Source organism: Rhodococcus sp. MS16 (assembly GCF_013277795.1).
GTDB classification, from domain to species: domain Bacteria; phylum Actinomycetota; class Actinomycetes; order Mycobacteriales; family Mycobacteriaceae; genus Rhodococcus_F; species Rhodococcus_F globerula.
The window spans coordinates 453,502-466,638 of record NZ_VBTM01000003.1; the positions used below are offsets into that span (position 1 = coordinate 453,502).

The window sequence follows — 13,137 nt, forward strand, 5'->3', positions numbered from 1 at the left end:
GGCGGCAGCAGTTTTCACGATCTTGTCGCCCCGGAACTACCTCATGACCGATCTGGCGCCAACGACGTTCGAGTGGTGTTGCGCAGTGGATGCTACACAGTTTTCTCTCCAGGTCAGTCTTCGTGGGGCTCGCGAGGCAGTTCGACCCGGAAGGTCGCACCCTCGCCGGGCGCGCTGGTCACCGAGACGGTTCCATGGTGTGCTTCCACCAACGCGGACACGATCGACAGACCGAGACCCGCACCGCCGGTTTCCCTCGTGCGGGACGTGTCCGCGCGATAGAACCTTTCGAAAATTCGTGCCGCGTCTTCCTCACTGAGCCCTTGGCCGGTATCCGAAACCTCGATGACCACAGTCTCTTCGGTAGTCCCCAATCGAATGACGATCTCAGCGTCCGGCGGAGTGTGCTTGACTGCATTTCCGACCAGGTTCGCGACTACTTGGCGCAGGCGGGCCTGATCCCCGACAACCTCGGGGGTCCCCGGCCCACCCGTCATCGCCAGCGTGACGCTCCGACCGGGCGCGATGGCCCGCGCCGCTTGAATCGAATCTGCCACAACGGCAAGGAGATCCACCGTCTTGTTGTCCAGCGGACGTTGCTCGTCGAGTCGCGCGAGCATCAGGAGGTCTTCGACCAGCAAGCCCATCCTCGACGCTTCCCCTTCGATGCGATTCATCAGTGTGGCCGTATCCGTCATGGCACCTTGGCGATACAGTTCCGAGAACCCGCGGATGGTAGTCAGCGGAGTGCGCAATTCATGGCTCGCATCGCCGACAAAACGTCGCATACGCTCTTCCGAGCGGCGTGCCGATTCTTCCGACGCCTCCGTTGCAGCAAAGGCCCGCTGAATCTGGGCCAGCATTCCGTTGAGCGCCACCGACAATCGACCGATTTCGGTACGATCGTCCCTTTCTGGAACACGTCGGTGGAGATCGCCCGCGGCAATGGCTGCTGCAGTTTCCTCAACTTCTACCAAAGGCCGAAGACTACGACGGACGACGAAGTAGGCCGCACCGCCGAGTACGAGTAACACCACCACACCGATCCCGAACTGGAGACCGATCAGGTCGTCGACAGTCTGCTCGATATCCGTCATGCGGACGCCGATTGTGGTGGTTGTTCCGTCTCGAACAGTGGAGAGCACACGCCACTTCACATCCGAACCGTCCGTCGAACCTGTCGTGACCGGCCCGTTCGTCGCGTCGACAGACAGGTCCGGCGTTGTCGACGACGATTGGTCGTTCAGGGTGATGATTTTTCCGTCCGCAGTCACCGTGCGCACGAAGAACGGGCTCGGCGGACGGGTATTCGGGCCGACGGCGCTGGGCGGCTGGACATCTCGCGAATGCGGCTTTGCCCAACCGTCGATGGCCTCGTACAGAGTCCGATCGGTACGTTGCGTCAGCGAGTTCTCGAGCGCAGACGTCACCGCCACTCCGGATGCGAGCAAACCCATTCCAGCCAGAATGAGTAGTGCGGCCACAAGCGTGAATCGGAGCGGAAGCGCATGCACACGGAATCGCCCTCCCGAGGAAGGCTTTTCGGTCTGCAACTGCGAAGTCATCGCCGAGGTTCGCGCATCACGTACCCGACGCCACGCAACGTGTGGATCAACGGAGTCTCACCCGTGTCGACTTTGCGTCGAAGGTAGGAAACATAGGACTCGACCACACCCACCTCGCCGCCGAAGTCGTAGTTCCAGACGTGATCGAGGATGCGCGGCTTGCTCAGGACAGTGCCGGCATTGACCATGAAGTACCGCAGCAGAGTGAACTCCGTCGGAGACAGCGATACCAGCTCTCCGTTCTTCCACACTTCACGCGTGTCGTCGTCAAGTTCGATGTCCGCGAACGTAACCCGAGGGGACTGCTCCGGCGCAACTCCGCGCCCTGCTCGGCGCAGTATGACGCGCAACCGCGTCACCACTTCCTCGAGGCTGAACGGCTTGGTCACGTAATCATCAGCACCCAACGTGAGGCCGGTAATCTTGTCGTCCAACGCGTCCTTCGCCGTCAGAAAAAGCACCGGGGCGTCGACGCCGTCCGCACGCAACCGTCGCAGCAGTCCGAAGCCATCCATTCCGGGCATCATGACGTCCAAGATGATCGCGTCGGGACGGAATGTCCGCGCCACGTCGAGTCCTTCGGCGCCACTGGATGCGGTGGCAACCTCAAAACCTTGAAAACGGAGGCTCACGGAGAGCAACTCCACGATGGTTGGCTCGTCGTCGACTACGAGGATGCGGGCTTCACTTGGCTTGTCGGTCACAAAAACGATCTTCTCCCCTCCTACTGGATTCACGCTGCGTGTTCCCTGGGAAGTTCCTGTGAACCGTTTCGGATGTGACTGGTCTGACCGCCCGAATCAGCCTTCGACCTGCGTTCCGTTGCTATCGTGAAGTGAGTCGGTAACGACATCCGGACGAGCACACCGTACCCGGCCAGCGACAAGACGGTGTTAGGAGTGTTCGTCATGGCATGGATCGTGCTCGTAATTTCCGGAATCTTCGAAGCTGTGTGGGCCACCGCACTGGGCAAATCCGATGGATTCAGCAAGCTGTCACCCACCATCGTGTTCATACTCGGTCTGATCGTCAGCATGGCCGGTCTTGCGTACGCAATGCGGACGCTTCCGATCGGCACTGCGTACGCAATCTGGGTCGGCATCGGCGCCGCGCTGACCGTCGGATACGCCATGATCACGGGTACCGAGTCCTCGTCGATCGTCAAAGTCCTGTTGATTCTGGTCATCATCGGAGCAGTGGTCGGCCTCAAGGTTCTGCACTGACGTTCTTCTGCACTGACGCTCGTATTATCCGGGCGAGTATTTGTGTGTGACCGGTTACAGTTATTCAATGAGACTGGTCGAGATACTCACGCTACCCGTGCGCGCGGGCATCGCCGCCGCAGAAATCAGCCTGGGTATTGCCGAACTGACGGTGACAACCGTACGAGTTGTCATCTCGAACCCAGGCGCCACGACGGTCGGCGCGGCATCCCTGGCAAATCCGCGCGGGCCGTTGCAGATGATTCAACAGTTGTCGTCACTGACAGCGGACGACCGTCCCATCGGGCAGGCTCTCGCCGCCGGCGGGCCACTCGATCGACTGTTGGCCCCCGGCGGACCGGTCGACAAGTTGACTGCACCGGACGGAACACTCGAACGCCTTCTAGCTCCAGGTGGCCCGCTCGAACGCGTGCTCGCGCCGGGCGGCCCGCTGGACCGAGTGCTCGCCGAGGACGGCGCGTTGGAGCGACTGCTTGCACCCGGTGGGCTACTCGACCGGATGACGGCCGAAGACGGCCCATTGGAAAGATTGACGGCCCAGGACGGCGCGGTGGAGCGCCTCACCGCAAAGAACGGCGTCATCGATCGCGCACTGGCAGAAAACGGAATCCTCGAAACGCTGCTCGCAGAGAACGGCGCATTCGAAAGACTTATCGCCGAGGGTGGTCCACTCGATCAGATTGTTGCCCTTTCCGACACTCTGACGTCATTGGCCCCCAACCTCGAACGCATGAGTGCGAGCATCGAAATACTTCAGGACACCGTCGCGGTACTGAGTGCTGCGGTGGGCCCACTCGGAGAACTTGCCGGAAAGCTCCCCAACCGATGGCTCAAAGGCAAGAGCGAGCGGCCGATATCCGATGTAGGCATCGAACCCGCATAACGGGTTCTTACCTGCATAACAGAGTAGTTTCGCGGAGTCAGTTATTGATCACGATATTGAGATTGACGATAATTCCGCCGAAAGTCAGGATCGTGTTCGCCAGGCCGAGGGTGAATCCGCTGTTCAATGCGGCAATAAGTCCATTCATTGTCGTATCCCCTTCACTGTCTTCGGGTTACACGTACAAGTTTGTGCGCTGGCGCTGAGAATAGGCCATGCACGGAGCATCCGGGGACTTGACGAAGAATCTTGTACTACAGTCGCAACTTCTTACGGATGTGTTGCAGCACAACAGATTTAGAGCGAACTGGCGCATACCCATTTCTGCGCGTCGCCAAACGTCACCAGCCAATATGCTCGATGTCTGATTCGTGACAAAGGTAACGAATCCGACGGCAATCCACTCGTTCCGCGACTAAACAGACTGCAGACCAGGTATCCAGGTGCGAGAATGGGACAAATCACCCGAATTTGCGGGCCTGGAAGAAGGGTGTGCAAGTTATGACGCCGCCACACGCCGATATTTGCCATGGAACCGGTTACAGTGCAGGCACTTTCGTACTTCCAGCCCGATTGAGGGCAACCACCGACGCCCTGCGCTCACTCTATGCGCAACCCGATAAGCACACAGATGACGGGCACTTCCTCGAGCAAATCTGCAACCATGCCGTGGACATTATCGACAGCGCCCACCATGCCGGCATCACCGTCGCCGAGTCCGACTCCACCCATCGCACCGTCGCCGCGACCGACGATCTCGTCCACTCGGTCGACGAGCTGCAATTTCAGCTCGGAGTCGGGCCCGCCGTGGAATCCGCCCACGCCTCATGTGTCGTGCACGCACACTCCAGCGAAGCCAACCGTCGCTGGCCGCAATTTGCCGGTGAGGCGCGGCGTGCCGGAGTATCGAGCTTCCTCTCCGCACCACTCCCCGGACAGGGGCAGCCGCTCGGGACACTGAATCTGTACAGCCGCGACCAGTACGGATTCACCGATGCCGACGCTGCAATCATCGAACTCTTTGCCCTCACGGCGTACTTCGCGTTGCGCAGTTCGCATCGACTCGAGCTTGCCCGAGCACGCACGAGGGACCTCGAACTCGCCCTCGAATCCCGAGGCGTGATCGAGCAGGCAAAAGGCATCATCATGGGCACCAGACACGTCACCGCCGACGACGCCTTCTCGCTCCTCATCCAAGAATCCCAGACGAGCAACATCAAACTTCGTGTAGTCGCGCAACAACACATCGCCGCTGCGATCAACCCGAGCCAGGCCAACGCGGATACCCACGACACCAGGCCGTCCGCCAACTAGGTCCACCACCAAAAAGGGCGCCCCTCGGCTGATTGCCGGGTGGACGCCCTCTGTATTGGAGCCTCCTGTCGGGATTGAACCGACGACCTTTCGCTTACAAGGCGAGTGCTCTACCACTGAGCTAAGGAGGCGAAGTCGCACGCGTCGCCGCGAACGATCTTTGCGGAGCCATCATATCCAAGCCGTCACGGTGGCCGCGCGCGGGTCACATTAGATACCGTGGGCCCCATGAGCACCCCGCAGAGTCGACCACCGACGCGCCGCCCTTGATGTCGAAACTCGCCGAGGCCCTCGACCGTTTGACCGGCCACCGCCAGGCCACGCTGGACACGGTCACGTCGGCACCCGCGCCTCTACAACCGATCGACCTGACCGACGACGCAGTGGTGGCCGAAGTCCTCGACCTGGCAGTTCGGGTCGGCGAGGTGCTCCTCGCATCGGGAACGGCGGCGATGGACACCGCCGAACAGGTTCAGTTCATCGCAGCGACCTACGGTTTGGCTCAGTGCGATGTCGATGTCACGTACAACTCGATCGTTCTGTCCGCGTATCGAGGACCGACCCGCCCGCCGGCCAGCACGATGCGTATCGTCCACTACCGCTCGATGGACTTCACCCGCCTCGCTGCGGTGGACCGTCTGACGCGTCGCATCAGACGCGAGGCCATCACCCCGAATCAGGCCCACGAGGCACTGACGACGATCACAACCGCGCCCCATCCGTACAGTCGCTGGACCGCAACTCTGGCGTGGTCTGCGATGGCCGCGTCGGTGTCCGTGCTCCTCGGCGGCGGACTCCTGGTTGCCACGGTGTCATTCCTGACGACGATGGTGATCGACCGAGTTAACCGGGTTCTCAACCGTTTCGGATTGCCGTTCTTCTTCCAGCAGGTGATGGGCGGCCTGATCGCCGCTGCCCCGGCCGCAACCCTGTACACCTTTCAGGAACAGTTGGGGATCAGCATCAGACCGTCGCTGATCATCGCGGCCGGGGTGGTGGTTCTGCTCTCGGGGCTGTCGTTGGTCGGCTCGGTGCAGGACGCAATCATGGGCGCGCCCATCACCGCAGTGGCACGTTTCTTCGAAGTCGTGATGATGACGGGCGGCATCATCGCCGGCGTCGCGATCTCGTTGCGCGTCACCGGAATGTTGGGCTCGACGTTGCCACCGATCAACGTCGAAGCCTCCCCGATCACCCAGCTTCCGGTGCTGATGCTCTCCGGCGCATTCGCGTCGGTGTTCTACGCACTTGCCTGTTATGCGGAAAGGCGAGCGTTGACAGCCGCCTTCCTCGGCGGCGCGGCGGGCAGTGGTGTCTCGATCTACGTGCAGACACTCGACGTCGGGCCAGTCATCGCGGCTGCAATCGCAGCGACGGTCGTCGGCCTCGCCGGTGGTTTGATGGCGCGCCGGGCACTGACTCCGCCGCTTGTCGTGGCCGTCGCAGGCATTACGCCACTGCTTCCCGGTCTCTCGCTGTACAAGGGGCTCTATTCGTTGCTCAACGATCAGGTGCTGGTCGGGTTGACTGCCCTGTTGTCGGCCTTCGGTATCGGTTGCGCATTGGCCGCGGGCGTCACACTCGGCGAGTGGGTGGCCCGTACGCTACGACGCCCCCGGATTCTCATGCGTGTGGACTCACTGCGTCGTCCCATGGTCCGAAAGCGGAAACGCCGCACGCCGGCAGCCAGCAGGTAGAACTAGCCGAACGCGAAAAGCTGGGCACCTATGTCGGTGCCCAGCTTTTGTCGCGTGTTCCAGGAACGGATCAGCTCTCCGAGCTGCGTCCTGCTGCAGCCTGGTCTGCTTCCATCGCCTCGCGCAGACTCTTGGGACGCATGTCGGTCCAGTTCTTCTCCACGTACTCGAGGCACGCTGCCCGGCTCTCTTCGCCGAACACCACACGCCAGCCCGCAGGGACCTCGGAGAACGTGGGCCACAGCGAATGCTGGTCCTCGTCGTTCACCAGCACGTAGAAGCGTCCGTCTTCGTCATCGAAAGGATTAGTGCTCATCTCGCCTCACTTGTTACGTACGTTTCTTGTGCGCTCAGACTAGCAAGCGCACCGGTCGTCTTCTGGTTGCTCAGAACGGACGCCAGAATCTCGCCTGCACGTACCGCGACGTTCGACAACAGCGACGACGTCAGTCCGTGTGTCCGTTCCGTACCACCCTGCAGGTAGATACCGCCCGTCACGTCATCCGTTACAGCCATACGATAGTCCCGACTTACGGTACGCGGAACGGACGAATCAGACACGAGATCGCCCAACAACGTATCCAGCGGGGCCGCAGTGAAGCCGGTAGCGAGGACCAGTGCGTCGCACTCGAGTGTCTCGGTGAGTCCGTCGAGATTGCTACGAACGGTCAGTTCGATGCCGGATTCGGATTCGGTGGCACTCGTGATCTCCGACGCCTTGCGCATGAACAACCGGCGCGGACCGCGGACCATTTCCTGATACTCGGTGGCATAGAGGCTGTTGATCAATTCGATGTCGACAACCGAGTAATTGGTACTGCGGTGCAGCGCCAGAATCCGCTCACGCTCGGCGGCACTTGCACCGTGCAGAGCGTCGACGGCTTCCGGATCGAAGATGCGGTTGGCATACGGGCTGTCGTCGGCGGGGCTGTATCCGTAGCGAGAAAAGACACTGTGCACTTCTGCGTTCGGGTAGTGGGAATGCAGGTAGTCGACGATCTCCGCGGCACTCTGGCCTGCGCCGAGGACAACAAACCGGTTGTGTGTCGGCGCCGGCATCGCGTCGAGATGGAACAGGAACTGATGGTTGTGGAAACAGCGGGAGGACAGTTGCGCCCACTCGGGAATCCGCTCCACCAGACCAGCAGCGACCACGACGTTTCGCGCGGTGACCACGGTCCCATCGTCTAGCCGAACGTCGAAACGGTCGACAATGCCGTCGCCGTTTCGATTTCCGTCGACTGCTTCGACCGCGGTTCCGAAACTCACGTCTGCATCAACCCGACGAGCGGCCCAGCACAGGTAATCGTTGAACTCGTGACGCGTCGGGAAGAAAGTCTGGTGATTGACAAAATCGACGAGGCGCCCGTGCTCGTGAAGGTAAGAGAAGAAGCTGTATCCGCTCTGAGGATTGCGGAACGTCACCAAATCCTTGGGGAAGGCAATCTGCATAGTGGCTCCGTCGAGGAGCATTCCCGGGTGCCAGGCGAACTCGTCCTGCTTCTCGAAGAATCGTGCGGTGACACGATCAACTGCTGCACAGTTTGCGTTGTGTTCCTCGATTGCGATTGCCAAGGCGAGGTTGGCGGGGCCGAACCCGATTCCGACAATATCGACAGTGAGAGATGCAGCACTGAAGTCACTCGGTGATTCACTCATACAGGTTGTCCATCCCCGACATCACGACCAGGCGGCCGATCATCGATCCCAAGTCAGAAGCAAAGGCTATCCTTAATTAGGCGAGGGTATCAACATGGCGACCCATCGCATAGCGCTTGGCGCCCGGCCACGATGCGACGCACGTCATAGTTTGTCGGCCATGGCACGAATCGCCTGTTCAGCGCCGGTCCCACGGACCGAACTCGAGCAGAATATCTATCGCAAAGCCGTCATCTTGGGCACGCACCACATGTTCGAGCGCATAGACGCGGAAGCCTTCGGCAGCTCGCGCAAGATCGGAAATGGCCGGCAAGATGTCCGGCTCAGGCGGACCGCCGACGCCCCGGTGATAGTTCTCGATCGAATGCCCGAGGTACATCACTCGCCCACCCGGCGCGACCCACCCGGCGACGCGTCGCAAAGTGTCGACAAGTTCAGCGAGCGGAAGATGCAGAAAGCTCACCAGAACCAGGTCAACGTCACTTTCCGTTGTCCATGACGTCGCATCACCAACCTCCCATTTGACGGCACTGTCCACGTCCGCCGACCGCGCCCGGTCGATCGCCACCGACGAGTAGTCGACACCGGTCACCGACCAACCGTGCTCCGCCAGCCAGCGGGCATGACGCCCGTCGCCGCATGCCAGGTCGACGGCAGTTCCCGGCTCCAGCTCGGCCACACGCGTAGCCACCGTTCCGGCCGGGTCGATCCCCCACGGCTGCGTCACTGCTCTGTACCGCTCGTCCCAATCCGATGCGTCCATGCACCTCTCCTGACTTTCCGAACGAATGTCTTCATCTTCCGACCGAAATCGACGCCTCAGCCGCTCTCCGCCGACAGCCTAAGCCGACATCGCTACCGCACTTCTCATGGTCCGAGATGTGACAACAAGATACCCCCAGGGGTATACATGTCAGCAAATCGTAAATACCCCCACCCGTATCAGGAGTTGGAATGACGACCGCAACAAGCGCCGATTCGGCGCCACCCGACCAGGGCGCACGCGACGGAGCACTCGCCCAACTCGGACGCACGATGGCCACGCACACTCGCTGGGTTATCGGCATCTGGTTGATCGCCCTCGTGGCACTTGGCGCCGCAGCACCAAGTGTCTTCACGTCATTGGCCGGCGCAGGTTGGCAAGCGAACGGGTCGGAATCGGTACAGGTCCGGGAGTTGGCAGAGCAGCATTTCGGCGGAAATTCCTCGGCTGCAGTCCAGGTTGTCGTGCATTCGGATTCACAGCAGATCAGCGATCCGGAGTTGCAGGACACCCTCGCCCGCGCAACGGCACTGTTCGCCGAAGACAGTCGATTCGGTGACGTTGTGGCACCACAACCCGGCATGACGATCAGCCCCGACGGACACACCGGCATCCTGATTGCCGGCGCCAACGCGAGTACAGACGACATGGTGAGCGCCATCGACCAACTCGGAGGAAAACTCTCCGACCTCTCGACCAACGAGATCGAGGTGTACCCGACCGGCGCGTCGGCGTTGTGGAGCGATTTCAACAAGGCCAATCACGAAGCCATGATCAAGGCCGAAATGATGTCGTGGCCAGTCACTCTCGCGATCATGGTGCTGGCTTTCGGTTCCCTGGTCGCAGCCGGATTGCCACTGCTTTTGACCCTCGCAGGTCTCGTCGCGTCGGCCGGCGGACTGGTGATTCTCAACGAGATCACGCCGATCTCGGTGTGGGCCATGAACTTCGCGATGATGTTTGCACTTGCACTCGGCATCGACTACGCCCTGTTCCTCGTGGCCAGATTCCGCGACGCGCTACGAAAGAACCCCGACCCCCGAGCGGCTGTTGCCGAAACAATGGACACCGCAGGCAAAGCCGTCGTTCTCTCCGGCCTGACAGTCCTCGTCAGCCTCACGGCGGTTCTGATCGTTCCCGCACCCGCAGTGCGCACGATGGCGGTGGGAATCATGCTCGCAGTGATCTTCGTTCTCGCTGCAACGCTGACCCTGCTCCCTGCAGTGCTCGGCACAATCGGTGCAAAGGTCAACGCCGGCTCACTCCCGTACGCGCGGCGCCAGCAACACCGTTCCCCACTGTTCGCGTCGTGGGCGTCACTGCTGCACCGGCATCCCTGGCCGTTCGGCATCGGTGCACTACTGATTCTGATTGCGCTCATCATCCCCGTCTTCGGACTGAAAGTGGCCATGCCGTCCATCGCGATGGTTCCCGAGGACGCTCCGGTCCGCCAGGGATACGAATTGGTACAGCAGCAGTTCGGTGACGGCGCTCCCGGAATGCTGCAAATTGTCACGACCGCCGAGGACGCAGAAGGGACAGCACGCGTTGCCGAATCCATCGACGGCATAGCGATGCTCACTCCGGCACAACCCTCGGCAGATGGTTCTGATCTGGTTATGCTGCAGGCGATTCCGAGCGTCGACCCGTCAGATCCCGCGATGGAGAGCATCCTCGCCGACCTGCGAGAGCGACTACCCGAATCTGCGCGTGTCGGGGGCGCCCCAGCCGAGAATCTCGATCTTCAGCAAGCATTGAACGACTACCTGCCGATCGTGATTGCCGTGATTCTGACACTCGGATTCGCCCTACTGCTGATCGCACTGCAGGCACCGCTCATCGCCGTCATCGGCACGCTGGTGAGTCTGCTGTCCACCGGCGCGGCATTCGGTGTCGCGAAGCTGATATTTCAGGACGGCCACGGATCCGGCCTGCTCGGCTTCGAACCTCAAGGCTTCTTGAACGGGTGGGGTCCGGTGTTCTTCTTCGCGATGATCTTTGCGATTGCGATGGACTACACCGTCTTCCTCCTCTCGAGCGCCAAGGAACACTACGAGCGAACCGGCGATCCCAAGATCGCTCATATCGACGGACTGGCACACTCCGGCCGAGTGATCGCAGCAGCGGCTGCCGTGATGGTGGCCGTATTCTTCACCTTCGCGTTGGCAGACCCCTTGCCGCCGAAGGAGATGGGAATCATCCTCGGCGTCGCGGTCGTACTCGACGCCGTCCTCGTCCGCCTGGTTCTTCTTCCGGTTGCGCTGCGCCTGACCGGCAAGGCGGCGTGGTGGTCACCCACGTGGCTGCGCCGGGTTCTGCCGAAGATCAGCTTCTCGCACGGCTAGATCATGTACCCGACATCACTGTTTACCAGATACCCCTAGGGGTATGCTGAATTGAAGACGACAGAAGGAGAACTCCCATGGATATCGCTCTTGGCACCAAGGTCAGCGGAACATTCGACGACGTCGTGGCCCGCACTCGCGGAGCCCTATCGGATCAAGGTTTCGGCATCCTCACCGAAATCGACATGCAAGCAACCCTCAAGGCCAAACTCGGTGAAGACATGGAGAAGTACCTGATCCTGGGTGCCTGCAATCCACAGCTCGCGCACCGCGCCGTTGGGGTCGATCGCCAAATCGGTCTACTGCTGCCGTGCAATGTCGTGGTTCGCGAAGACACGTCGGCCGAAGATTCGTTTTATGTCGAGGCCATGAATCCGGATGTGATGGTGCAGGTTTCCGACGAAAGCGGACTCGAGGCGGTCGCGACCGAGGCGGCCACCAAACTACGCGCCGCCATCAGCGCACTCTGAGGCTTCGATCGTGAAGGATTCTGTTCGCTGCGCGAGCAGAATCCTTCACGATCAGCCGCCATGCCCCCCGGGGTACTCTCGTCCGAGTACGAACATTCGAGAAAGGGCCACGATGACCGGCGACGAAGAGAGCATTGCGCTCGTATTGAACAGACTGCGCCGCGCTCACGGCCAGCTCGCCGGAGTGATCACGATGATCGAGAGCGGCCGTGATTGCAAGGACGTAGTCACCCAATTGGCCGCGGTCTCGAAGGCACTCGACCGGGCAGGCTTCAAGATCGTTGCCTCCGGCCTGCGTGAATGCATGACCGGCGCCGAAGGCAAGGACCCTCTTACCGAAGCCGAACTCGAGAAACTGTTCCTCGCACTGGCCTGAGCGGTTATCCGGCCAGGAAGTCGATCAGCACCTTGTTCACGGCATCCGGTCGCTCGAGGTAACCGTAGTGACCGGTGTCCGGGATCTCTTCGTACGTCGCGGTAGCGATGCAGTCTGCAACCTCGCGGGAAAGGAAGGGCGGAATCATCCGGTCATCGGCGAAGGCAACGGACAGGCAGGGACGCATGATCGCCCGGTACTCACTACGGCGATCGAACGAGCGATCCATGTTCAGCTGAGCTCGAACGCCGGGTGCTGTTGTGCCACCGGAGAATTCGAAAATGTCCAGCCAGTCCCGGGCTGAGCGCTCGTCAGCCAAAGTAGTGGGCGACAGGTTCATCACTGCTGTTACTGCCGCTCGATACTTTGCGGGCAACTCGACGCCACTGTCGACCAACTCGCGCTCCCCCTCGGACAGCGTCTGCTGGAAGTGATCCATCCGAGCATGGCCGGCGAGGAACACTGCCTTGCGGACCAGGTCCGGACGGGCCAACGTGAGTTCCTGAGCCACTCGGGCACCCATCGACGTTCCGATCACGTACGCAGGGCCGCCACCGAGATGCTCGATCAATCCTGCGGTGTCGGCAACCATGTCCGGCATCGTGATACCGCTGACACTCTCACCGGACGGCGCGATTCCACGGTTGTCGAAGGTGCAGACGCGGTACCCCACCGCAACGAGTGCGGGGGTCTGGTGAAGATCCCACACCCGCCCAGGACTTCCAGTACCCATGATGAGCACCACCAGATCCCCATCACCTTTGACCTGGTAATTGATCGGGATTCCGTTGATAGTGGCGACCGTCATAGCTGCCTTCCTCCTCGTGTTCTGCCGCTGCATT

The 13,137-nt window shown here is 61.0% G+C and carries 13 protein-coding genes, 1 tRNA gene and 1 riboswitch; of the genes, 7 read left to right on the forward strand and 7 right to left on the reverse strand.

The genetic code is table 11. From position 1 onward, the window contains the following. Window positions 1-113: 113 nt before the first annotated feature. Window positions 114-1,565: a HAMP domain-containing sensor histidine kinase gene (locus FEZ60_RS07170; protein ID WP_172935796.1), complete on the reverse strand. Its 1,452-nt coding sequence runs from the start codon at window positions 1,563-1,565 to the stop codon at window positions 114-116. Then, window positions 1,562-2,269 carry a response regulator transcription factor gene (locus FEZ60_RS07175; protein ID WP_033232268.1) on the reverse strand — a complete coding sequence of 236 codons (708 nt, stop codon included), beginning with the start codon at window positions 2,267-2,269 and terminating at the stop codon, window positions 1,562-1,564. Before FEZ60_RS07175 ends, FEZ60_RS07170 begins: the two co-directional genes overlap by 4 nt. A gap of 130 nt (window positions 2,270-2,399) precedes the next feature. Then, window positions 2,400-2,462, forward strand: a riboswitch (guanidine-III (ykkC-III) riboswitch). 11 nt (window positions 2,463-2,473) lie between these two features. On the opposite strand from FEZ60_RS07175, the gene FEZ60_RS07185 reads away from it, so the two are divergent. The 3 genes from FEZ60_RS07185 to FEZ60_RS07195 all read left to right on the forward strand — a co-directional run bounded on the left by FEZ60_RS07185 (window position 2,474) and on the right by FEZ60_RS07195 (window position 4,985). Continuing rightward, a complete protein-coding gene (locus FEZ60_RS07185) occupies window positions 2,474-2,788 on the forward strand; it encodes a multidrug efflux SMR transporter (RefSeq protein ID WP_033232602.1) in 315 nt (104 codons plus the stop codon). Window positions 2,789-2,855: 67 nt separating this feature from the next. Continuing rightward, window positions 2,856-3,671: an ABC transporter gene (locus FEZ60_RS07190; RefSeq protein ID WP_033232269.1), complete on the forward strand. Its 816-nt coding sequence runs from the start codon at window positions 2,856-2,858 to the stop codon at window positions 3,669-3,671. 501 nt (window positions 3,672-4,172) lie between these two features. Further along, the gene (locus FEZ60_RS07195) at window positions 4,173-4,985 is read left to right on the forward strand and encodes a GAF and ANTAR domain-containing protein (RefSeq protein WP_052683578.1); all 813 of its coding nucleotides are present in this window, start codon (window positions 4,173-4,175) and stop codon (window positions 4,983-4,985) included. A 56-nt stretch (window positions 4,986-5,041) separates the two neighbouring features. Here the strand turns inward: FEZ60_RS07195 and FEZ60_RS07200 are convergent. Then, window positions 5,042-5,116: transfer RNA gene (locus tag FEZ60_RS07200), tRNA-Thr, on the reverse strand. Between the two features lie 138 nt (window positions 5,117-5,254). Between FEZ60_RS07200 and FEZ60_RS07205 the strand changes: the two genes are divergently transcribed. Further along, window positions 5,255-6,682: a threonine/serine exporter family protein gene (locus FEZ60_RS07205; protein WP_033232271.1), complete on the forward strand. Its 1,428-nt coding sequence runs from the start codon at window positions 5,255-5,257 to the stop codon at window positions 6,680-6,682. A 70-nt stretch (window positions 6,683-6,752) separates the two neighbouring features. Here the strand turns inward: FEZ60_RS07205 and FEZ60_RS07210 are convergent, their stop codons facing one another. The 3 genes from FEZ60_RS07210 to FEZ60_RS07220 all read right to left on the reverse strand — a co-directional run bounded on the left by FEZ60_RS07210 (window position 6,753) and on the right by FEZ60_RS07220 (window position 9,104). Further along, window positions 6,753-6,998, reverse strand: a complete 246-nt coding sequence (locus FEZ60_RS07210; RefSeq protein WP_033232272.1) for an MbtH family protein — start codon at window positions 6,996-6,998, stop codon at window positions 6,753-6,755. Then, the gene (locus FEZ60_RS07215) at window positions 6,995-8,341 is read right to left on the reverse strand and encodes a SidA/IucD/PvdA family monooxygenase (protein ID WP_172935797.1); all 1,347 of its coding nucleotides are present in this window, start codon (window positions 8,339-8,341) and stop codon (window positions 6,995-6,997) included. Before FEZ60_RS07215 ends, FEZ60_RS07210 begins: the two co-directional genes overlap by 4 nt. A gap of 178 nt (window positions 8,342-8,519) precedes the next feature. Further along, entirely contained in the window at window positions 8,520-9,104 is a 585-nt protein-coding gene (locus FEZ60_RS07220; RefSeq protein WP_172935798.1) for a class I SAM-dependent methyltransferase, read from the reverse strand. A 191-nt stretch (window positions 9,105-9,295) separates the two neighbouring features. Between FEZ60_RS07220 and FEZ60_RS07225 the strand changes: the two genes are divergently transcribed. From FEZ60_RS07225 to FEZ60_RS07235, 3 genes are all read left to right on the forward strand, one after another. Further along, window positions 9,296-11,449: an MMPL family transporter gene (locus FEZ60_RS07225; protein ID WP_172935799.1), complete on the forward strand. Its 2,154-nt coding sequence runs from the start codon at window positions 9,296-9,298 to the stop codon at window positions 11,447-11,449. Window positions 11,450-11,526: 77 nt separating this feature from the next. Beyond that, the gene (locus tag FEZ60_RS07230; RefSeq protein ID WP_095888281.1) at window positions 11,527-11,919 is read left to right on the forward strand and encodes a DUF302 domain-containing protein; all 393 of its coding nucleotides are present in this window, start codon (window positions 11,527-11,529) and stop codon (window positions 11,917-11,919) included. Between the two features lie 112 nt (window positions 11,920-12,031). Next, window positions 12,032-12,295: a metal-sensitive transcriptional regulator gene (locus FEZ60_RS07235; RefSeq protein WP_033232278.1), complete on the forward strand. Its 264-nt coding sequence runs from the start codon at window positions 12,032-12,034 to the stop codon at window positions 12,293-12,295. A gap of 4 nt (window positions 12,296-12,299) precedes the next feature. On the opposite strand, the gene FEZ60_RS07240 is transcribed toward FEZ60_RS07235, so the two are convergent. After that, window positions 12,300-13,103: an alpha/beta hydrolase gene (locus tag FEZ60_RS07240; protein WP_172935800.1), complete on the reverse strand. Its 804-nt coding sequence runs from the start codon at window positions 13,101-13,103 to the stop codon at window positions 12,300-12,302. Between the last annotated feature and the right edge of the window lie 34 nt (window positions 13,104-13,137).

Excerpts from the sequence above, each read along its gene's own strand:
- FEZ60_RS07170 (WP_172935796.1), bottom strand. The coding sequence starts at position 1,565 with ATGACTTCGCAGTTGCAGACCGAAAAGCCTTCCTCGGGAGGGCGATTC.
- FEZ60_RS07185 (WP_033232602.1), top strand. The coding sequence starts at position 2,474 with ATGGCATGGATCGTGCTCGTAATTTCCGGAATCTTCGAAGCTGTGTGG.
- FEZ60_RS07190 (WP_033232269.1), top strand. The coding sequence starts at position 2,856 with ATGAGACTGGTCGAGATACTCACGCTACCCGTGCGCGCGGGCATCGCC.
- FEZ60_RS07195 (WP_052683578.1), top strand. The coding sequence starts at position 4,173 with ATGACGCCGCCACACGCCGATATTTGCCATGGAACCGGTTACAGTGCA.
- FEZ60_RS07205 (WP_033232271.1), top strand. The coding sequence starts at position 5,255 with ATGTCGAAACTCGCCGAGGCCCTCGACCGTTTGACCGGCCACCGCCAG.
- FEZ60_RS07210 (WP_033232272.1), bottom strand. The coding sequence starts at position 6,998 with ATGAGCACTAATCCTTTCGATGACGAAGACGGACGCTTCTACGTGCTG.
- FEZ60_RS07215 (WP_172935797.1), bottom strand. The coding sequence starts at position 8,341 with ATGAGTGAATCACCGAGTGACTTCAGTGCTGCATCTCTCACTGTCGAT.
- FEZ60_RS07220 (WP_172935798.1), bottom strand. The coding sequence starts at position 9,104 with ATGGACGCATCGGATTGGGACGAGCGGTACAGAGCAGTGACGCAGCCG.
- FEZ60_RS07225 (WP_172935799.1), top strand. The coding sequence starts at position 9,296 with ATGACGACCGCAACAAGCGCCGATTCGGCGCCACCCGACCAGGGCGCA.
- FEZ60_RS07230 (WP_095888281.1), top strand. The coding sequence starts at position 11,527 with ATGGATATCGCTCTTGGCACCAAGGTCAGCGGAACATTCGACGACGTC.
- FEZ60_RS07235 (WP_033232278.1), top strand. The coding sequence starts at position 12,032 with ATGACCGGCGACGAAGAGAGCATTGCGCTCGTATTGAACAGACTGCGC.
- FEZ60_RS07240 (WP_172935800.1), bottom strand. The coding sequence starts at position 13,103 with ATGACGGTCGCCACTATCAACGGAATCCCGATCAATTACCAGGTCAAA.